General features: G+C 31.9%; 21 protein-coding genes. 9 read left to right on the forward strand and 12 right to left on the reverse strand.

Annotated features, from left to right (window positions below):
- Positions 1-68: 68 nt before the first annotated feature.
- On the reverse strand, positions 69-1622 hold the full coding sequence (locus DK441_RS24070) for a M20/M25/M40 family metallo-hydrolase (protein ID WP_109853101.1): 1554 nt from the start codon (positions 1620-1622) through the stop codon (positions 69-71).
- Positions 1623-1747: 125 nt separating this feature from the next.
- On the opposite strand from DK441_RS24070, the gene DK441_RS24075 reads away from it, so the two are divergent.
- Entirely contained in the window at positions 1748-2962 is a 1215-nt protein-coding gene (locus DK441_RS24075) for a class I SAM-dependent rRNA methyltransferase (RefSeq protein ID WP_109853102.1), read from the forward strand.
- A gap of 42 nt (positions 2963-3004) precedes the next feature.
- On the opposite strand, the gene DK441_RS24080 is transcribed toward DK441_RS24075, so the two are convergent.
- Both DK441_RS24080 and DK441_RS24085 read right to left on the reverse strand, forming a co-directional pair.
- Positions 3005-3415 (reverse strand): DUF2541 family protein, encoded by a 411-nt coding sequence (locus tag DK441_RS24080; RefSeq protein ID WP_109853103.1) that lies wholly within the window; start codon positions 3413-3415, stop codon positions 3005-3007.
- Between the two features lie 145 nt (positions 3416-3560).
- Positions 3561-4394: an OmpA family protein gene (locus DK441_RS24085; RefSeq protein ID WP_109853104.1), complete on the reverse strand. Its 834-nt coding sequence runs from the start codon at positions 4392-4394 to the stop codon at positions 3561-3563.
- Between the two features lie 417 nt (positions 4395-4811).
- Between DK441_RS24085 and DK441_RS24090 the strand changes: the two genes are divergently transcribed.
- Positions 4812-5690 (forward strand): M23 family metallopeptidase, encoded by an 879-nt coding sequence (locus tag DK441_RS24090; protein ID WP_160112258.1) that lies wholly within the window; start codon positions 4812-4814, stop codon positions 5688-5690.
- A 1-nt stretch (position 5691) separates the two neighbouring features.
- On the opposite strand, the gene DK441_RS24095 is transcribed toward DK441_RS24090, so the two are convergent.
- A complete protein-coding gene (locus DK441_RS24095; RefSeq protein ID WP_160112259.1) occupies positions 5692-6966 on the reverse strand; it encodes a response regulator in 1275 nt (424 codons plus the stop codon).
- A 344-nt stretch (positions 6967-7310) separates the two neighbouring features.
- Here DK441_RS24095 and DK441_RS24100 point away from each other — a divergent pair, with 344 nt between their 5' ends.
- The 3 genes from DK441_RS24100 (at position 7311) to DK441_RS24110 (ending at position 9238) form a co-directional block, all read left to right on the forward strand.
- Entirely contained in the window at positions 7311-7973 is a 663-nt protein-coding gene (locus DK441_RS24100; RefSeq protein WP_160112260.1) for a hypothetical protein, read from the forward strand.
- 153 nt (positions 7974-8126) lie between these two features.
- Positions 8127-8615 carry an RNA polymerase sigma factor gene (locus DK441_RS24105; RefSeq protein ID WP_074406290.1) on the forward strand — a complete coding sequence of 163 codons (489 nt, stop codon included), beginning with the start codon at positions 8127-8129 and terminating at the stop codon, positions 8613-8615.
- Positions 8616-8620: 5 nt separating this feature from the next.
- A complete protein-coding gene (locus DK441_RS24110) occupies positions 8621-9238 on the forward strand; it encodes a hypothetical protein (RefSeq protein WP_109853108.1) in 618 nt (205 codons plus the stop codon).
- Positions 9239-9323: 85 nt separating this feature from the next.
- Here the strand turns inward: DK441_RS24110 and DK441_RS24115 are convergent, their stop codons facing one another.
- Together DK441_RS24115 and DK441_RS24120 are read right to left on the reverse strand one after the other, a co-directional pair.
- A complete protein-coding gene (locus DK441_RS24115; protein WP_109853109.1) occupies positions 9324-10493 on the reverse strand; it encodes a M12 family metallopeptidase in 1170 nt (389 codons plus the stop codon).
- Between the two features lie 251 nt (positions 10494-10744).
- Complete coding sequence (locus DK441_RS24120; protein WP_074406287.1) at positions 10745-11173, reverse strand: hypothetical protein; 429 nt, start codon at positions 11171-11173, stop codon at positions 10745-10747.
- Positions 11174-11502: 329 nt separating this feature from the next.
- On the opposite strand from DK441_RS24120, the gene DK441_RS24125 reads away from it, so the two are divergent.
- Positions 11503-11913 carry a hypothetical protein gene (locus DK441_RS24125; protein WP_109853110.1) on the forward strand — a complete coding sequence of 137 codons (411 nt, stop codon included), beginning with the start codon at positions 11503-11505 and terminating at the stop codon, positions 11911-11913.
- 19 nt (positions 11914-11932) lie between these two features.
- Here DK441_RS24125 and DK441_RS24130 read toward each other — a convergent pair whose 3' ends face one another.
- Both DK441_RS24130 and DK441_RS24135 read right to left on the reverse strand, forming a co-directional pair.
- Positions 11933-12256: a helix-turn-helix transcriptional regulator gene (locus DK441_RS24130; RefSeq protein WP_109853111.1), complete on the reverse strand. Its 324-nt coding sequence runs from the start codon at positions 12254-12256 to the stop codon at positions 11933-11935.
- The gene (locus DK441_RS24135; RefSeq protein ID WP_025663814.1) at positions 12246-12671 is read right to left on the reverse strand and encodes an SRPBCC domain-containing protein; all 426 of its coding nucleotides are present in this window, start codon (positions 12669-12671) and stop codon (positions 12246-12248) included. The genes DK441_RS24130 and DK441_RS24135 overlap by 11 nt, the downstream gene beginning before the upstream one ends.
- Positions 12672-12836: 165 nt before the next feature.
- On the opposite strand from DK441_RS24135, the gene DK441_RS24140 reads away from it, so the two are divergent.
- From DK441_RS24140 to DK441_RS24150, 3 genes are all read left to right on the forward strand, one after another.
- Entirely contained in the window at positions 12837-13682 is an 846-nt protein-coding gene (locus DK441_RS24140) for a sterol desaturase family protein (RefSeq protein ID WP_109853112.1), read from the forward strand.
- 24 nt (positions 13683-13706) lie between these two features.
- The gene (locus DK441_RS24145) at positions 13707-14102 is read left to right on the forward strand and encodes a cupin domain-containing protein (RefSeq protein WP_109853113.1); all 396 of its coding nucleotides are present in this window, start codon (positions 13707-13709) and stop codon (positions 14100-14102) included.
- 98 nt (positions 14103-14200) lie between these two features.
- Positions 14201-14860, forward strand: coding sequence for a class I SAM-dependent methyltransferase (locus tag DK441_RS24150; protein ID WP_109853114.1), 660 nt, complete (start codon positions 14201-14203; stop codon positions 14858-14860).
- A 9-nt stretch (positions 14861-14869) separates the two neighbouring features.
- On the opposite strand, the gene DK441_RS24155 is transcribed toward DK441_RS24150, so the two are convergent.
- The 4 genes from DK441_RS24155 to DK441_RS24170 form a co-directional block, all read right to left on the reverse strand.
- Positions 14870-16105 (reverse strand): serine hydrolase, encoded by a 1236-nt coding sequence (locus DK441_RS24155; RefSeq protein ID WP_109853115.1) that lies wholly within the window; start codon positions 16103-16105, stop codon positions 14870-14872.
- 97 nt (positions 16106-16202) lie between these two features.
- Positions 16203-17336 carry an AraC family transcriptional regulator gene (locus DK441_RS24160; protein WP_109853116.1) on the reverse strand — a complete coding sequence of 378 codons (1134 nt, stop codon included), beginning with the start codon at positions 17334-17336 and terminating at the stop codon, positions 16203-16205.
- Positions 17337-17460: 124 nt separating this feature from the next.
- Positions 17461-17835 carry a DUF779 domain-containing protein gene (locus tag DK441_RS24165; protein ID WP_109853117.1) on the reverse strand — a complete coding sequence of 125 codons (375 nt, stop codon included), beginning with the start codon at positions 17833-17835 and terminating at the stop codon, positions 17461-17463.
- An 11-nt stretch (positions 17836-17846) separates the two neighbouring features.
- Complete coding sequence (locus DK441_RS24170) at positions 17847-19370, reverse strand: aldehyde dehydrogenase family protein (protein ID WP_109853118.1); 1524 nt, start codon at positions 19368-19370, stop codon at positions 17847-17849.
- Between the last annotated feature and the right edge of the window lie 227 nt (positions 19371-19597).

A 19597-nucleotide genomic window follows, 5' to 3' on the forward strand; every position in this document is an offset into this window, starting at 1 on the left:
ATTACTCGAAAAAGAAGTTTAAAAACGAGACTGTTTCATTACAGTCTCGTTTTTTGTTTCTGTTATAATTAGTTTTGCCCTCCTTTTCTGTTTGGGCTTCTTAATTCTGGCCAGGTACGTTGTTTTTTGGTACGTTTATTTATAGGTAATACACTTTTTTCTCTCGAAGTTTTTTTAGGATCTTCACTAGCTTTATATGCTAGAATTGCAGTTAGAATTACATTATTAAGTACATCATCAAATATAATTTTATCGTAGGTATCCCGATTTGTGTGCCAAGTATAATTCCAGTAAGACCAATTAAGTGAACTTAATGAAAATGCAGGAGCTCCGGCTGATACAAAAGAAGCATAGTCAGAACCACCTCCACCAGGAGTTCCTGGAAAAGTAGTTTCTATATGCTTAGTAATGTTTTCGGGAACAGCTTCTAACCACTTTCCTAAATAATCATAAGAATGCAAGAATCCTTGTCCTGATAAACGAACCACACGTCCTGTACCGTTATCCTGATTAAATAACGCTTGTACACCTCCTACAATTTTAGGATGGTCTTCAACAAAAGCTCGTGATCCATTTAAACCTTGTTCTTCGCTTCCCCAAAGCCCAATAAGTATGGTACGTTTCGGGTTTGGGTATATTTTTTTAAGAATTCGTGCGGCTTCCATCATGGTTATGGTTCCGGTTCCATTATCCGTAGCTCCAGTACCTCCGTCCCAAGAATCGAAATGTGCAGAAAGAATAATATACTCGTCAGGCTTTTCGGTTCCTTTTATTTCTGCAATCGTATTGAATGTAGGCATCATTCCTAGTTCTTTAGATTCTGATACGATCTTTATTTTTGGTTTAGAACCATGTTCTACAAGGCGATATAACATTCCATAATCTTCTAATGACAGATCTACTGTGGGTATTTTTTTTGTTCGGGCACTAAATATTTTGTTAACTCCAAACCCTCTAGACCAATTACTTTGTGCTATTCCTACGGCACCAGCTTGTTCTAGCGCAGGAGCAAGAGTTCGACGATTATATCCAGTTTTTTTAATATTTTCTCTCCATGCTTTTGTTTGCTCACTTCTTTGTTCTTTCATCTTTTTGAAAGATTCTTCTGTAGCAAATTCTTCCCAATTATAGTCAGGTCTCCCTGTGGGTTGATTCATAGATGTCATTACAATTTTACCTTTTACATTTGGTAACCATTTCTGAAAAGCAATTGAATCTTTTACCTTCGGAATTACAATTAACTCGGCAACGACACCAGCATTATCGGTGCCAGGACTCCAAGCTAATTGTGTACCTTCAAGAGATTTTACCCAAGGAGATACCATATCAATGTGAGTAATTCCTCGTTGCCATCCACGCCATTCTCCCCATTTTTCATTTCTGGCATCAATTCCCCAGGTTTTATATTTAGCAACAGCCCAATCATGAGCTTGTTGCATTTGTGGAGTACCAACCAATCTAGGTCCAATACCATCCATAAGTTCATGTGCTAGTTCTTTTAATTGAGAATTTTCTGTGGCTTCATTAATAATTTTTTCAATTAATGGATCTTTATTCTGCGCCGATGTGACAAAACAAGAAAGATATATTACAATAGTGATAAGTGTGAGTATGCGTTTCATATAGATTGATTTTTATTTCTACAATTTAAACATATCAATATTTCCATGGTTTTTATTTAACAAAACCTTAATTCATTTGAGATAATTATTTTAAGAAAACAAAATAATCACTATTCTTGCATACGATGAATATTGTTCCGGAAATAACAACTAAAAGGCTTGCTGTTAAGGTAAGGCCTTCGGCAGAAAAGATAATAAAGCAAAGACATCCCTGGGTTTTTGAAGATAGTATTATAAAGCAAAATGTAGAAGGAAAAGCAGGTGATTTGGTGATCGTTTATGATACTAAAAAGAATACCTTTTTAGCTTGTGGTTTATATGACCCATATTCTCCTATACGTATCAAATTAATTCAATTTAGGAAAACAGCACAGATTAATAAAACCTGGTTTGCTGAAAAAATTTCTGAGGCGTACAAAAAAAGGACTCCTTTATTAGAAACAGATACAAATAGCTACCGATTGTTATTTGGAGAAAATGATCATCTTCCCGGATGTATTGCTGATGTGTATGACCAGGTTTTGGTAATTAAGCTATATTCACATATTTGGTTTCCTTATCTAAATTGGATTATTGAACATCTGGTTGCTGTGTCAGGTTGCAACTGTGTTGTGCTTAGGTTAAGTAGATTGTTACAATCTAAAGGTGAAGTATATGATCTAAAAGATGGTCAGGTAATTTATGGAACTCTGAAAAACGAGGTTGTGGTTTTTAGAGAACATGGAGTTTTATTTTCTGCAAATGTAATTAAAGGTCATAAAACAGGATATTTTCTTGATCACCGTCATAATAGAAAAAGAGTAGGGGAGCTTGCCTATGATAAAACTCTTTTGGATGTGTTTTCTTATGCTGGTGGGTTTTCGGTTCATGCTTTAAAAGGCGGCGCAAAGAAAGTTGTAAGTTTGGATATTAGTAAACAAGCTTTGGATATGGCTAAAGAGAATGTTGCTTTAAACGTACATCATGGAAAACATGATGTTATTGTAGCCGATGCTTTTGATGGATTACAGAAATTAATAGATCATAAAACTGTATTTGACATTGTAGTTATAGATCCTCCTTCTTTTGCGAAAAGAGCAAGTGAAATTCATAAAGCTATGATTAGTTATGCTCGATTAGCAGAATTGGGATCGCATTTGGTATCCTCTAACGGGATTTTGGTTTTGGCTTCTTGTTCTTCGAGAGTTTTGGCCGAAGATTTTTTTAAAATTTCTGAAGAGAGTATTCTTAAATCTGGAAGAAGGTTTAGTGTATTAGAAAAAACCAATCATGATATTGATCATCCCATTTCCTTTCCTGAGGGAGCTTATCTTAAATGCGGATATTATAGACTAGATTAAAAAATACCAGGTTTATTTAGAAACCTGGTATTATATTATTTTTTAATGCCTCCCAAAGACATGAACCTTTGCTTTTTTTCGAGATAAATTTTTAGTATCATAAAAAAAGGTAATATCTCTAATTATACGTTTTCCACCTTTAAGATCTATTATTCTTGTTTCGCTTTTACGAGAAAAATTATGTTTTAATTGGATTACATCTTTTTTCCCATTACCATATTGGATAACCATTTTGTGCATGTTTAAAGAGCCTCCTGTAACCTTAACTTTGAGTTTTTTGAATCCTCCTTTTCTTGCTGTTACCTTTATAACATCTTTATCTAATCTATAATTTACTGTTCTTGAACCAAGATGTTCCCAACTATTTGTAGTAGAGGTAAAACTACTTGTTATTAGTAGTGTTATTAGTAAGAATAAAAAAGCAGGGATTTTTTGTAGTGTTATATTATTCATAGTTTTTAAATGTTTTGATTTATTACTAAGACATTTTAAACATAAAAAGGTTTAATCCGTATTTTTTATAAAATTAAAAACGAGATGGATATGATGATCCATCTCGTTTTTAAAAAATAACGTAGTTGTTATTTAAAAGGTATGATTAGTTAGAAGACAACATAGCAAAAAACTTATCCATATTTGGCAATAATACGATTCTTGTACGTCTGTTGATTGCCATATTTTCTTCACTGTCATTCTCAACAAGAGGCTTGTAACTACTTCTTCCAGAAGCGATTAACTTAGCAGGGTCAACATTGTAGTTAGATTGTAGTTTTCTAATAATAGATGTTGCTCTTTTTACGCTTAAGTCCCAGTTATCTTGCACCACTGCATTGCTAATGGTTCTTGGATCAGTATGACCTTCTACCATTACTTCAATACTTGACTCAGAATTAATTACATCTGCTAATTTTTTTAATATTTCATCAGCTTTATTACTTATTCTGTAACTACCGCTTTTGAATAACATTTTATCAGAAATAGATATCATAACTACTGTATTATCGATATCTATAGAAATATCTTCATCTTGTTTTATATCATCTGATAAAGAATTTTTTAAATTATGAGATACTGCCAAATTCATCGAATCTTTTAAGGATTTAGCTCCCTGAAGTTTTTGTTGATCAACCTTGGCTAAGGTTTCTTTCATTTTCTCTTTGGTCTTGTTAGATATTGCTGCAACATCTTCTACCATTACCATTTTTTCATCATTAGAGTCTTTTAAAGAATTGATCTTAGCATTATAATCTGCTACTCTAGCTTCAATTTTAGCAAATTTGCCTTCCAATTCATCTTTTTCTACTGCAGTCTTTTGTAACGTACTACGAGTGTCTTGCAATTCTTGCTCTAATGCAACATATTTCTTCTTTGACACACACGATGTCATGATTAATGCCCCTGACAAAGCAATAAATGTGAATGATCTTTTCATGGTTATTTAATTAATAATTAGTGTTATTTAAACTACTACTACGGCCATTTATTGTTGTACTAATTACTAATGTTTTCATATCAATTTCTTAAAAAGTGTTAATAGTTTTTTGAATACATATTATCCCGTAAAATACCTACGGAAAGCCTGTATAGCTTATGTTCCGTAACATGTTGATTATCAAAATCCTAGGGAGATTGTCGAAAAAAACATAGAAGATGTTAAAAAATAAATTATTGACTTATTGTAATAACGTATTATTTTTACAGTTATATTGTAGAAAATAAACCCCACTACCCAGGTCTACTTTAATTACTAAAAAAAGTATAACAATAATTGATGTTTTTAATTAAAAAAAGACTTGTATTTTACTTCCTGATATTTTCGCCATTCCTGATGATAGTCGCACAGGAAACTTTGAAGCAAACAGAAAATATTCCAGTTGATCATAAAAAGTTAGTCGTACAGGGTGAGATCATCTGTCTACCCATTTATCCCAAAAAGAATAATAATTATTTTCCTGAAGAAAATGATTTGTCAGAAAATTTAGAAGCCTATAATACAAAATGGGATAACCAACAGTTTAATCCATATTGGAATGAGAATCTTACATTTCCCTTTCAGTTAGCATTTCAGGATGAAGATTTTTCACCACCGGTTGATCGTAAAATGGTAATTACATCTCGTTATGGTTGGAGAAGAGGGCGCCCACATCAAGGTATAGATATTGATCTTCAGGTGGGTGATAGTGTAAAATCAATATTAGAAGGTAAAATTCGATATGTTGGATATCATGGCGGACACGGAAATACAGTAGTGGTACGGCACTATAATGGATTAGAGACTGTATATGCCCATCTTTCTAAGTCGTTGGTAAAAGAGAACGATGAGGTGAAAAAAGGACAAATTATAGGCACAGGAGGAGTAACAGGAAATGCAAGAGGAAGCCATTTACACTTAGAAGTACGATATCATGGTAAAAGTATTAATCCAGAGTATTTATTCGAGTTTGCCAGTGATACAAAAATTCGATCAGATACTCTTTTTGTAACGAAGAAATGGATGACACCTAGATATCATAGATCGACTCGTATGAGTAAAATTGTTATTCATAAAACTATAGAGGATATCGCTAGGATTAAAGAAGAACAAAAAAAGATTTATACGGTACGTAAAGGAGATACTCTTCATCGAATAGCCAATAAGTATGGATTGGCAGTTGCTGAAATATGTAAAACCAATTCGCTAAAATATAATTCGGTGCTAAAAATTGGGCAACAAATAATTATAAACTAAATTAGTGGGTATGTATTGGGTTATCTATATGTCTGTGAATCATTTCTAATAAATGATTTTTGTTGTAAGGTTTTAGTATATAATCGTTTAACCCTGCCTGTACTATCTGTCTGTTTAATTGGGTAACATCTACTGCGGTTAAAGCAATGATTGGTGTTTTTGTATCAAACTCACGTATCCTCTTTGTAGTGCCAATTCCATTTAGTTTTGGCATATTAATATCCATAAGTATTACATTATACTCATTTTCTCTAACTAATTCTATAGCATCAAAACCATTATCTATAGTTGTACAGTCAAAGTTTTCTTTAGATAGAATTTTGTCTGCAACCAGGAGATTTAATTTATTGTCATCTACAATTAATACTTTAAGTTTTGAAGTATTAGAATTGTTAAAAGAAGTGTTGTGGTTTATACTTTCTTTATTAACTTGTGACTTAAAATCAATAACTAATGCATACTCAGATCCTGCATGAGAATTATTTTGGATAATAATTTCGCCATCTAGTGCCGAAGCAAGTCTATTTATTATTTTTGAATTAATTCCTGTACCCAGGTATGTTTTTTTTGCATTTCCGACATTAATAAACTCTTGGTAGATAGATTTTTTGTCTTCTTTTGAAAGCTCATCCCCATCGTGATTAATTTTAAAAGAAATAGTAGATATATTTTCTTTTTTCTTAATTAAAATTACCGAGAAATATACATTTCCATTTTTGGTAAAACGTAAGGCATTACTTATCAAATTCATCAGTATTTGAGAAAGGATACCAGGATCCCCATAAATCATTTGATCAATTTCTGGGTCAAACTCAAAATGTAATATGTTATCACTGTTTTCTGTAGCATAGCTAAAGGAATGTGTAAGATTTTGAGTAACCTCTTTTATATCAAATAATACATTTTGTACCGTAATTTCTTCAGAATCTAAAAAATTAACATGTAGAACATTATTAATAAGTGTAAAAAGATAATCTCCAGAAAATTTTAATGATTTCAGGTTTTTATCATTTTTAAGATCAGGATATTCTTCTTCTAGGAGATTAGTAAGTCCCATTATTCCATACAAAGGTGTTCTTAACTCTTGACTAAGAATAGAAATAAGATTTTGTTGCAATTGAAACTGTTTTTCTGTTTCCTTGCTTAAAGATTTTAATTCTATAGTCTTTTTTTTAAGTTTTTTGGTAACTTTTCTGTACTGTAGATACAGAAAAAGGAGCATAACCAGAAGTACTCCCCCGATAGCATAATAGATCATACCTATTTTTAGTAACAAAATAATAAATATAAGGTTTATCTTACAAGTTTGTAGGTGTATTTTTTTACATATTTCTAATAATTTATGGTTTACCGTAAAATTATTAGAGCAATAATAACAAATTCAGTGGTTTAGACATCAAAGTACGTAGTGTTTTAAAGGGGGTATTCTTCAAAATCAACATAAAAGTACCTTCAAATATGATCAATTGGTTATTGATAGGGATGACTAATACTGTTAGTAATTGTAATTATTACAGATTTATAACGTCTTTATTGGTATAAATTATGGATAGGAAATAAGATTTTATAGTGAATTAACAGTCATAAAAGACCTATAATATTTATCTTTACTTAAAATTAATGCGCAGCATAAAAGAGATGAAAGCTAATTTTTGTATAATTTTTTTATTATGTATGGGAATGGTAATGCATGCTCAAATAGAAAATTCTACTTCTTTGCGAATTGATGCTAAAAGTGATCTTAATACAAATAAGTATAGTCTATCTAAAGGTTTAAACCCTAATTTTAATAGTGATTCATCTTTATATAAAACTCCAGAAGCATTATCTGAGTATGCTCGTAATAAGCCAACTTTTGATATGACTGGTAATGATGGTTTTTTTAAACCCAAAGCAGATGCTGTTCCAAAATGGTTTAAAAAAGATAATGAAATCAAAGACGAATATAAAAGTGATCAATATCTGGGTGATTTTAAAAGTGACGGAGAATTTGTAAGATTGATGTATAGAGATCATCAGTTTGTAGATGGTGATGTGGTTAGAATTTATCTTAATGATGCCGTTATTGTTTCAAAAATATTTCTTACTGGAGATTTTAAAGGAATCTCGGTTGATCTTGCTAAAGGATTTAATAAAATAGACATACAGGCATTAAATCAAGGGGAATCTGGGCCTAATACTGCAGAATTTCATCTTTATGATGACAAAGGCAACCTACTTACAAGTAGCGAATGGAATCTTACCACTGGTGTTAAAGCTACATTGATTGTGGTAAAAGATTAAAATACTTACCTTTTTTAGAGCTACTCATTATTATCTATGATAGCTTATTTTAGTAAATTTTAAGAGTATAATTTAAAAGTTCATAAAATATGTATAGGATATTCTGTGATTTTTTTGATATGTCTCATACTAATAAGGAAAATGTAGGCCTATATGAGTAAAGAATACGAGTTTACTCGAATTATTAAGGAAAATGAAGGAGTTATTTTTAAGATAACTACCATTTATACTGATAATTACGAGGATCAAAAAGATCTCTACCAGGAAATTGTTTACCAATTATGGAAATCATACGATAGTTTTAAGGGAGATTCTAAAATTAGTACCTGGATGTATCGTGTAGGTCTTAATACTGCTATTACAAGATTAAAAAAAGAAAAACGAAGAGGAAATCAAATAGAAATATATGATGTGATCATGCGGCAAACCGAACAGTATGACACAGAATTTGAAGAGCGATTGAAAAAATTATATGCCCATATACATAACCTAAATGAATTAGATAAAGGGTTGATTTTACTGCTTTTAGAAGGTAAGAAATATGAAGAAATAGCGGTGATAACGGGCTTATCTCCAACAAATGTTGGAACTAAAATTTCTAGGATTAAGCAAAAATTGAAAACGCAAATTGTAAAAAAATAAGAGAGATGGAATTGGAAGAAATGCAAACAGTTTGGTCTCAGATGAGTGACCAGATAGAAAAACAAAAAAAGTTAACCGATAAAATGATCATTATGATGACACAAGAACAATACAGGCAAAAATTAAATAAAATAGCATATCCAGAGATGATAGGAGCTATTATATGTTATGGTACGGCAATATTGATATTAATTAATGTTAACAAGTTAGATAACTGGTACACTTTGTTATCAGGAATAGTATCTACAGTTATTCTATTAGTTTTACCAGTGTTATCGTTAAGATCAATTTATCAAATGAAAAAAGTAAATATTGCTGTAAATAATTATAAGGAAACATTACTGGAGTATAGTAAAGGTAAAAAACGATTTCAAACAGTTACCAAAATAGGGCTCTATCTAGGTTTCTTTTTAATGTTTGCTATCCTGCCAGTAGCTACAAAGATTCTTAATAATAAAGATTTGTTTTCTGGTACCAAATCTATTTGGCCATTTGTAATATCGATACCGATCGCCATTATAGTCTTTATTACCTTTTCAAAATGGGTGGCCAAGTGTTATAATAACAATATGAATTCTGCAGAGGCATTATTTAAGGAACTTAAAGATGTTGATGTATCATAAAGAAGTGAATATCTAAGCATACTATATTATAAAAGGGCTGTCTAACAACAGCCCTTTTCTCTTTTAATTTAAGGCAAAAAAATGTTCATGAACTACAACGTCCACTGTTGCTCCATCTTCCATTGGTTCCTAGTGTGTATAAAAACCCGTTATAGGTTACTTTATCTCCGGCTGTATAGCTATTATTTCTACTATATTCGTTAACTCCTTCGCAAATATCTGCACTTGGAGTAGTGTCTTTACATTCTGCGATTCGGTTCCATCTTGTAAAATCTCTTTCGTATAAGAATCCACGGTACGTTACTTTATCTCCTACAGAATAGCTTTGTCCGCTTACCCATTCTGCAACACCTTTACAAGGGTTGGTTCCTACAGGAGGGTTACCATCAGACGAATATGCTTTGTTTGTTCCTTCGATATCAAGAGCAGAAAGTGCGGCTTGTCTTCTTGGTAAAACATTTCCGTTAAGGTCTGTTATAGTAGGTTTTCCGTTTTTACTAAATGTATAACTACCATACATCATTGTAGATTTAATATCAAAATCCCTGGTTAGCAAAGTAGCCGAATTACTTTTGTAAAACTGATCCTTAGCTCCATTCTGGATATTGTCAAAATTGATAATAATATGATTATCTCTATCCGAACGGTTTTGCTCATGAATATACCCTAAAGTATGTCCGATTTCGTGAATAATCACAACAGCCGTTGTACGGGTACCTAAACGAATAAATCCTCTAGATCCATTCATCCCCAGAGTCGCGACACCACAATTACAGTTATCTCCATTACTACTAATGGTAACATAATTTGATTCATTAGTACGTTCTTTAAAACGAACATTAGTTTTACTTGTCCATTCATCCATCGATTTTTGAAGTTCACTTCTCACAGATTGGCTAAGTCCATTAATTACATAGACTATAGTATTATTTGTCCATTTACGAACACCTCCACCAAGTCCTAACTTTGCATTTATTCCTGCATCTGGCTCTAGTTTATCAGAAAGAGGAACTTCTGTATCGGTTAATTGATCTTCAAATAACCTGGCATCAGTTCCTTGTAGACTATAAGTTCCATCATCTTCCTTTTTTACAAGAACACGGTCTCCCAAGAAATACTTTTCGATAAATTGATCTTGTCCTTCAATAGTGTCTGGATTTTGATCAAAATCTTCATTTTTTTGACAAGATGCAAAAGATAAAGCAACTGCCAAGGCTCCGATTTTAAATCGGTTTAATACGGTTTTTGTTTTCATTAAGTTTAATTTTGAGTTTATGATTTTCGTTAATCTGTGCACATTGTTTAAACTGGTGACACATCTAATTAGTCTTTAAGATGGAGTTAAAAAAACCGTTAAACTTTCTTAAAATTAATGACACGACTCGAATATTTGATGAAATCGATCTGATATGATTTTACTCTGTATATAAAAATAAATTCATAAAAAAACCTGAATCAACAATCGTGATTCAGGCAATAATATAGTATATAGTAAAATGTTATTTATTACGAAATCAGCCCTTTAGCTATAGAATTTCTCGAAAACCAAACTAAAAAGATAGCAACGACGATAACTATAATTGGCATTATAACTCGATTGCCTGATAATGCCACATAATCCTGTAAAAAGAAATTGTATGTTGCTTGTGCAATAACGGCAATGAGTGAAAGAAGTAGGAGAGGAGAAGCCCATTTTTTTCTAAGGAGTAACGCAAGGCAGCCTAAAGTTCCTGCAAATACTGCTATAGCAAAAGCAGCAGTTACCCAAGCTGGCGTATTGTTATAAAAATTTTGCTCTCCTTCTGGCAAGGTGGCCAATACTTCATCTGTCATAAAAGCTTGACCAATATATGCCATTACCCCCATAATATTCCATAAAAGTGCTAAGACGCTAATAATCCAAAACCATACGGGTGTTTTTGTTTTTGTTTCCATAATCTATTGATATTAAGTTGTTTTGCTGTAACAATGTAATTAGAAACTCAATGAAATACAAATTAAGAGTTTTATAGATGCTAATTTTTTAAAGCACAATAGATGAAAGAGATACCTTTTCATATGAATTGATATAATTCTAGTAACTACAAAATACCGATAATTATTAGTACTTTTAGTATAGGGTTGCTTGGTTTTATAAGTTGAAATATATAGAATTAACAAGTTTTAATCAGAAGAAAACGAAAAACTAAGTAATTTCTAAAGCTCATTAAAAAAGTAGAAACGTTTATATTCTGATTTTTTACTCTAAAACCTGAATATTAAATATGTCAGATCCTATAAAGAATGACAAACTTATTAAACAATATAATCTTGAGCTAGGTAAAGTTTTTTTCTATGTAAATTATCTGATCATTGAAGTGGCAGAAGGTGTTTGTTTTGATTATGAAAAAGCAAAGACATTATCTCTATTAACAAATTTACATTTTGGTAATCGCTCTTTTGGTTATATCTCTCATAGAATAAATTCATATTCACTAGAAGCTACAGATTATATGAAAATAAAGGATGTATTTCCTAATATAAAGGCTTTTGCTGCAGTTACGTACAACGAAACTCAGAAGACAAGTATAAGAATAGAAAATATGTTTTACCAAGAAGGTATCGTGTCTTTCGAGAATATTGAAGAAGCAATTAAGTGGGTTACAGAACAATTAAAAAACGATTCTAGTACTTAATATTCAATACATTATAATATTAAGACATGGTGTCTAAATAATTACTTAAATCTTCTAGAGCGCCATCCCAGAATTGTTCGTAAAACTTTAACCATTGATTTACTTCTTTCAAAGGATTGGCATTGGCCTGGCAAAAACGTTCTCTTCCTTTAGTATCTATATTAATCAAACCTGCTCCTTCTAGGGTTTTTAGATGTTTGGTAATACCCTGGCGACTAATATCGAATTGACTTGATATCTGAGTTATAGGTAGGGCAGTAGCTGCAACCACCAAAGCGTGAAAAATTTCACGTCTGGTGGGATCTGCAACAGCTTTTAATATTGTGGTGATTCTATCCTGCATGAACCATTTGTTTAAGGTAATCGGTTAATCCCGAAATACAATTATCCCATCCACCATTAAAACTATTAAACATTTCAACAGCAGTTTCTCCTTTGTAACCAGAAATACCAGAATGCTCTAGGTATAGTTTAGTTCCTCCTTCGGTTTCTTCTAATACCCATTTAACAGTAGTTTCTATTGGTTTTTCTGTTACAATCCACGAATATACTAAAGTATAGGGATTTGCTTGTTTTACTTCGCCTTTTATAGGAGAGCAATCTCCTCCAGAAGCGTTAAAGATATATTGATATCCTTTTTCGGCTTTAAAATCTGCTTCTATAAACCAGGTCGAAATCTCTTTGGCATCGGTTATAGCGTTCCATACTTTATCGATAGGGTGATTAAGTATTTTCTCTTTGATTATTACATCTTTCATATGTATTAAGTTTTTAGATTAATATGCAACTATATGGTTGCAAATATAAATAAATATATTTAATATGCAACTTTTTGGTTGCTTAAAAAAGTGAACCACCATTATATCAATCATATTTATAGAAAAACAATTGTCTAATTATTAAAAATAGAATATTTTGTGTGTATGGAAAGTATAATTAATTATTTTGAAACGATACCATCATCTCATCGTAGTTTAATTTTGGTAGGAGGGATTACTTTTTTCTGGGGTATAGAATATGCTATGCCTTTGTTTAAATTCAATTATAAAAAGTTTAGACATGCATGGCCCAATATATTTTTTACACTAACAACTATAGTTATCAATTTTGTATTGGCTTTCATATTACTTAAAACCAGTGATTGGACAGTAGTTAACCAATTTGGAGTATTACAATGGTTAGCATTACCGTTATGGGCTACAATAATATTAGGTATTGCTTTACTGGATCTAATAGGAGCCTGGTTGGCACATTATGTTCAACATATCATAAAACCATTATGGATGTTTCATCTTGTACATCATACCGATAATCATGTAGATACCACAACAGCTAATAGACACCATCCGGGAGAAAGTATTATTCGATTTTTGTTTACTACTCTGGCCGTATTTATTGTGGGAGCTCCTATAGGTATAATCATGTTGTATCAATCTTTATCTGTAGTATTATCTCAATTTAATCATGCCAATATATCTTTACCAAAAAAGGTAGATGATATGATAAGTTGGATTATAGTTTCTCCAGATATGCATAAAGTACACCATCATTATGTATTACCATATACAGATACAAATTATGGGAATATCTTTTCTATCTGGGATAGAATTTTTGGCACTTTTGCCAAAATACGAAATGAGGATTTGATATATGGGGTAGATACCTATCCAGATGTGGATTCAAATGCAAATGTGGGTAAATTATTAAAACTCCCTTTTTCAGGATATCGTGCACCTACAGGAGCAAAGTTTGAATCCGAAAAATCGTAATCTAATTCGCTAAAATAGAAATTCATGAACGTTATATCCATTATTTGTTGTTTTATCATTTCAACAGGGCTTTTTGCACAAACTAAAAATGCAATTCTGGATTTTGAGCCCGATCGGGACTATGATAATATACTAGTTAAGAAAGTGTATACCGATACACATACTTCGACTTTTGTAATATGGATTAAAAAGAATGTCAAACCTCATAAACATATAAAACATACCGAACAAGTATTAGTTTTAGAAGGTAAAGCAAGTGTACAATTAAATGATAAAGAAATTATAGTACAAAAAGGGGATTGGGTTACTATACCAGAACAAACTATACATGCTGTAAAAGTTTTATCCAAAATACCGTTGAAAGTAATTTCTGTACAAACTCCCGAATTTAAAGGAGAAGATCGAGTGTTTATAGAGTAATATCGATGTGTTTAAAACACAAAATTTTCATAAAGTAGGTCTACTGTATTCAATTTAAAAGTATTTTGAAAACTAAAGCAGTTGTAAAAATATTTAATATGCGACAACAACGAGTACAGTTTTTGGTTTTATCAATTTTGATATTGATAATAGAGATGAGTTATGCCCAATACAAAAAAACAGATTGGGAAGAAAGAGATACCTGGATGAATGTACCAGAAATCTTTAAACTTGCAGAAGTAGAGCAAGGTAATGCAGTTGCAGATGTTGGTTGTCACGAAGGGTATTTTACGATGCATCTGGCTCAAAAAGTAGGAGAATCAGGAAAAGTCTATGCGGTAGATGTACGAGAAGATAGGATCGAAAAATTAAATAAGTATATTAAAGATCGTAAACTTCGAAATATAAAAACTGTAGTTGGAGATTATGATAACCCTAAATTACCAAATGAAGCATTAGATGTAGTTGTTGTAATGGATACATATCATGAGATGGATGATTATATGAAAATTCTGGATCATATAAAAAATGCACTAAAACAAGGAGGAAGGATTGTAATCATTGAGAAATTTAAAAAACATATGCTCAATACATCTAGAGCAGAGCAGACCGAAGCACATACGTTGTCTTTAAAATATGTGAAGAAAGAATTACAAAAAGCAGGATTTTTGATCACTAAAGAAATTAAGGATTTTGGAAAATGGAAAAATGAAACAGATAAAACGATTTGGATTTTGGTAGGAACTAAAAACAAGTAGCTTTATCGGTTATATCTTTGATTCGTATGTTAGAAGACGTTCGTACTTGTCCAAAACACTCATTATAGATTTGTAATGCCTGTAATCTTCTTTTGTAACAATAGCCGTATTTATCACTAATATCTTACCTGTTCCAGTTTTGGGGTTAAAAAACATATAGGTCTCTGTTCCAGGATCACTACCAGTATGTCCTATATAGCCAACAGGAGTTATCCCCATAAAAAGACCACTATTATATTCTTCATTGTATGGGTTTTTAGTATTTCTGTTTGGTAAGTTTTTAGAAGAAAGTTGCTCTTTAAATAGTTTTGTATAACTATTTTTATCCAATAAAGTACCAGTTCCGTAATATCCTTTAATGAGTTCGATAAGATACTTGCTGAAATCAGTTATATCTGTTAATAAACCTCCATCGGGATATGTAATAAGAGAATATTTTGGTAAACTATCATTACTACTTGAATAAAGTATAGAGTGGTTATCCATATCTATGGTATCAAATGACCAACCCGACGCATCCATACCTAATGGTTTTAAGATATGTGCAATAGTATACTCATCATACGGAATCCCCGTTACACGCTCTATAATATAAGCAGCCAAAGTAGCTCCTATATTGCTATATTTAAAAATAGATCCAGGTTTATTTTTGAGATAGTTTCTCTTTTTGTACCATTCTCCATCTATAGAAAGTAAGTTTCTCAAAAAAATCGGTAGAGCAATAGTTTCTTCGGGATCATTAAAAATTCGATATTTTTTCATGAGTATACCTTTATCTGTCCCTTTATTATTTTTCAGAATATAAGATTTGTCATAGTATTTGGTGTCTAGTATTGTTGATGTATGCGTAGCTAAATGCCTAATTGTTATTGGTGTTTGTGGGTAGTGAGGATTGATCACATTAAAAGGTAAATGTATGTTTACAGGATCATCAAGATTAAGTTTTCCTTGTTCCTGAGCTTTCATTAAAGCAATACCGATTAATGTTTTAGAAACCGAAGCAATATTTTGTATGGTATGAGGTGTATATTCCTTTTTCTTTGACACATCTGCATACCCAAACCCTTTTTTATATAAAACAGCATCTTTATTTACAATAGCAACAGAAAAACCATTAATATACCCTTGTTTTTGTAACATTTTTAATTCGCAGGTCAAAGAGTTAATATGCTCTTCATTATCATTATCCTGTGAATATATCTGATTTAGCGCAAACAGGGCTATTATTAGAATTATCTTTATCATGTATTAGAATATTTTCTACCACAAATCAAAAAATAAAATAAGTATCAAGCGTTCCAATGGATACATTGGAACCAATTTTTATAAAAATAAAGAATGATTAAAGCCTATTTTTATATTCTGAAGGAGAAACCCCCGTTTCTTTTTTAAATATCCTGTAAAAACTGGTTTTAGAACTGAAGCCACATTCATAAGCGATTCCTAAAAGTGTATAGTTTTCGTATTTAGCAGAATTTATTTTTTCTTTTACAGCGTTTACTCGATAGGTATTAATAATATCGTAGAAAGAGACATTCATATACTGGTTTAAAAGAGCAGAAAGTTTTTTATCTGTAGTGGGGATGAGTTGAGCTAATTTTATAAGAGTAAGTTCTTCATCCAGATATGGTTTTTCATTTTTTAGTACCTGTTCTAGCTTTAATCTTAGTTCAGAAAGTTCTGCATCAGTCGAATTTGATAAGTGATGAATACGTTCTTTTTTGGTAGTTTCGGGAGTATCTTCAAGGATTAAAAAATCTGGTAACAATACTTTTGATTGATTTATACCATAGTATCCTAAGTACGAAATGAGAAGTATCATTGCTATAACCGTGATATAGCCATGATCTGTATCTGGATAATCAAAAATATGCTGATAGAGCAATATTAGTAAATCAATACTAATAACTATCCCACTACCTAATAATAAATGTTTAATCCACCCAGCATCTTTCTCGGTAAGATTAGAATAATTAGATTTCATGGCTTTTCTATAGCGGGAAAATAATTTAAAAGATAAGAAAAGGTAGAAAAGAGTATACAAATTAGAGAGCTCTGCTTCTATAACCGAATGTTCGAAATAAAAATCTAAATAATTAAATACTGGTTTTTTAATGATATCTGATATTAGTTCAGGAATTGAAATAAACACAAGATAAGTACAGAAAGGAATAAAGTGTACTATGGTGTTCCTTATCAATTTTTCCTTTTTATGAAACAAAGATTTAATGTATAAAAATAATAATGGACCTATTAACCACTGAGTAATATCGAAAGGAACAAAACTTATCCACTGTAATACATGGATGTCGTGTAAATCGGCGTAAAAAAATATAGAAACAAATAATAGAAAAACAAATAGAACAATAAGAATATACTTAGGTAATTGCTTTTCTTTTGATTTTATTAATAAAAATAGAATTAAAACAGTAATAGTAATACCAACTACTAAAATAAAATCCACAACTAAGGTCATTCATTCATTTTTTTATTAATCTTTTTACAAGAGATTGCTCTCATTTTTAATATAGACTAATATAAATAATTAATGTTACTATCATGTTATATCGAATAGTAGATATCACTTGCTGTTTGATCATCTATATTTCACCAACGTGGATAGCACTTAGCTCTTTCATTTCTTGTTCGGTATATATTCTTGATTTGATGATAAAACGAATTCCCATAGGGATTTCGAGTGAAAAACTAGATCCCCTACCTTTTACAATATCTATAGTTAATTGTGTATGTTTCCAATATTCGAATTGGTCTTCAGACATATAAAAATCACAACCATGAATATTGCCCAGCCAGATATCTGTTTCATTAATCATTAATTCTCCTTTTTGAAAACACATCGGGGAGGAGCCATCACAGCATCCTCCACTTTGATGAAACATCAACTCCCCGTGTTTTGCAGTAAGGGTATCGATTACAGCTTTTGCTGCATCGGTAATCTTAATACGTGATATCATTTTTTCATTTTTTAGAAGAAGCCCATCGCTTTTTTATCGTAAGATATGAGCATGTTTTTAGTTTGGCGGTAGTGATTAAGCATCATTTTGTGGGTTTCTCTACCAATTCCAGATTTTTTATACCCTCCAAAAGGAGCATGTGCTGGATAGGTATGATAGCAATTTACCCAAACACGACCTGCCTGTACTGCTCTCGAAACCTGATAAGCCTGATGAGTATCACGAGTCCATACTCCGGCACCTAATCCATATAATGTATCGTTAGCTATCTCAATAGCTTCTGCCTCATCTTTAAACGTAGTAACACATGCCACAGGACCAAAGATTTCTTCCTGAAATACGCGCATTTTGTTATTCCCTTTTAGAAGTGTAGGTTTTATATAGTAACCATTTTCGAGCCCTTCGATATAGGCAGATTCTCCTCCTGTTAATACTTCGCATCCTTCTTCTTTTCCAATAGAAAGATAGTTTAGTATTTTTTCATATTGATCATTAGAAGCCTGAGCTCCCATCATCGTTTCGGGGTCTAATGGATGCCCTAATTTAATAGCTTCTGTACGCTCAATAACACGTTCTATAAATTGGTCATATATACTTTCCTGAATTAAAATTCTGGAAGGGCAAGTACATACTTCTCCCTGATTGAGAGCAAACATTACTGCTCCTTCTAAAGACTTATCAAAAAACTCATCATCAGCCTCCATGATACTTTCAAAAAAGATATTTGGTGATTTCCCTCCAAGTTCCAGAGTTACCGGAATGATATTTTTTGATGCATATTGCATGATAAGCTGCCCTGTAGTAGTTTCTCCGGTAAAGGCTATTTTATTAATACGTGGACTTGATGCTAACGGTTTACCTGCTTCAACTCCAAAACCATTTACTACATTAAGAACACCAGCAGGAAGTATACCTTCGATAAGTTCCATTAAGATCATAATCCCAACAGGAGTTTGTTCTGCTGGTTTTAAAATAACACAGTTTCCTGCTGCCAGTGCTGGGGCAATTTTCCAAGTGGCCATTAATAAAGGGAAATTCCATGGGATAATTTGCCCAACAACTCCCAGAGGTTCTGGTACATTTATAGATACCGTATTGGCGTCGAGTTCACTAACCGAGCCTTCTTCTGCACGAATTACTCCTGCAAAATATCTAAAATGATCAATCGCTAATGGAAGATCTGCAGCAAGAGTTTCGCGTAATGCTTTTCCATTATCCCAGGTTTCTGCCCGGGCTAATACTTCTAGATTTTCTTCTAATACCGTTGCAATTTTTAATAAACAGTTACTACGATATGTGGCAGAAGAATTGTTCCACTCTGGTGCAGCAGCCCATGCAGCGTCAATTGCAAGTTCTATATCTTCACTGGTAGAACGAGCCACTTTGGTAAAGCTAACTCCGTCAACCGGAGAGATGTTTTCAAAATATAGGCCTTTTACTGGTGAGGTCCATTTTCCTCCAATATAATTATCATATTGGTCCTTAAAGTTTGGTCTTTCCATTTTACTTTTAGGGGATGCTTGTGAGATACTCATAATTTTAGATTTAAAGGTTTTTAAGTAATAAAATGTGTGTGTATTGTCTACATGTGTAATGTGTTGACAAGAAGAGATCTATCCTTAAATATACGGCATTTTGATCATATTACTTTAGCAAACACTGTTAATATTATTGTAGATTTTTAAGGAGTATAACACCCATATATTTATGGGGTGTTTACCTTATGTTTTATAGTTGTAAAACTCTGTTTTACAACTGATTG

The organism is Aquimarina sp. AU58 (assembly GCF_900312745.1).
Lineage (GTDB): Bacteria > Bacteroidota > Bacteroidia > Flavobacteriales > Flavobacteriaceae > Aquimarina > Aquimarina spinulae.

What these genes read in the sequence shown, in the direction of transcription:
- DK441_RS24070 (WP_109853101.1), bottom strand. Translation starts at nt 1,622, where the DNA reads ATGAAACGCATACTCACACTTATCACTATTGTAATATATCTTTCTTGT.
- DK441_RS24075 (WP_109853102.1), top strand. Translation starts at nt 1,748, where the DNA reads ATGAATATTGTTCCGGAAATAACAACTAAAAGGCTTGCTGTTAAGGTA.
- DK441_RS24080 (WP_109853103.1), bottom strand. Translation starts at nt 3,415, where the DNA reads ATGAATAATATAACACTACAAAAAATCCCTGCTTTTTTATTCTTACTA.
- DK441_RS24085 (WP_109853104.1), bottom strand. Translation starts at nt 4,394, where the DNA reads ATGAAAAGATCATTCACATTTATTGCTTTGTCAGGGGCATTAATCATG.
- DK441_RS24100 (WP_160112260.1), top strand. Translation starts at nt 7,311, where the DNA reads ATGCGCAGCATAAAAGAGATGAAAGCTAATTTTTGTATAATTTTTTTA.
- DK441_RS24105 (WP_074406290.1), top strand. Translation starts at nt 8,127, where the DNA reads ATGAGTAAAGAATACGAGTTTACTCGAATTATTAAGGAAAATGAAGGA.
- DK441_RS24110 (WP_109853108.1), top strand. Translation starts at nt 8,621, where the DNA reads ATGGAATTGGAAGAAATGCAAACAGTTTGGTCTCAGATGAGTGACCAG.
- DK441_RS24115 (WP_109853109.1), bottom strand. Translation starts at nt 10,493, where the DNA reads ATGAAAACAAAAACCGTATTAAACCGATTTAAAATCGGAGCCTTGGCA.
- DK441_RS24120 (WP_074406287.1), bottom strand. Translation starts at nt 11,173, where the DNA reads ATGGAAACAAAAACAAAAACACCCGTATGGTTTTGGATTATTAGCGTC.
- DK441_RS24125 (WP_109853110.1), top strand. Translation starts at nt 11,503, where the DNA reads ATGTCAGATCCTATAAAGAATGACAAACTTATTAAACAATATAATCTT.
- DK441_RS24130 (WP_109853111.1), bottom strand. Translation starts at nt 12,256, where the DNA reads ATGCAGGATAGAATCACCACAATATTAAAAGCTGTTGCAGATCCCACC.
- DK441_RS24135 (WP_025663814.1), bottom strand. Translation starts at nt 12,671, where the DNA reads ATGAAAGATGTAATAATCAAAGAGAAAATACTTAATCACCCTATCGAT.
- DK441_RS24140 (WP_109853112.1), top strand. Translation starts at nt 12,837, where the DNA reads ATGGAAAGTATAATTAATTATTTTGAAACGATACCATCATCTCATCGT.
- DK441_RS24145 (WP_109853113.1), top strand. Translation starts at nt 13,707, where the DNA reads ATGAACGTTATATCCATTATTTGTTGTTTTATCATTTCAACAGGGCTT.
- DK441_RS24150 (WP_109853114.1), top strand. Translation starts at nt 14,201, where the DNA reads ATGCGACAACAACGAGTACAGTTTTTGGTTTTATCAATTTTGATATTG.
- DK441_RS24155 (WP_109853115.1), bottom strand. Translation starts at nt 16,105, where the DNA reads ATGATAAAGATAATTCTAATAATAGCCCTGTTTGCGCTAAATCAGATA.
- DK441_RS24160 (WP_109853116.1), bottom strand. Translation starts at nt 17,336, where the DNA reads ATGACCTTAGTTGTGGATTTTATTTTAGTAGTTGGTATTACTATTACT.
- DK441_RS24165 (WP_109853117.1), bottom strand. Translation starts at nt 17,835, where the DNA reads ATGATATCACGTATTAAGATTACCGATGCAGCAAAAGCTGTAATCGAT.
- DK441_RS24170 (WP_109853118.1), bottom strand. Translation starts at nt 19,370, where the DNA reads ATGAGTATCTCACAAGCATCCCCTAAAAGTAAAATGGAAAGACCAAAC.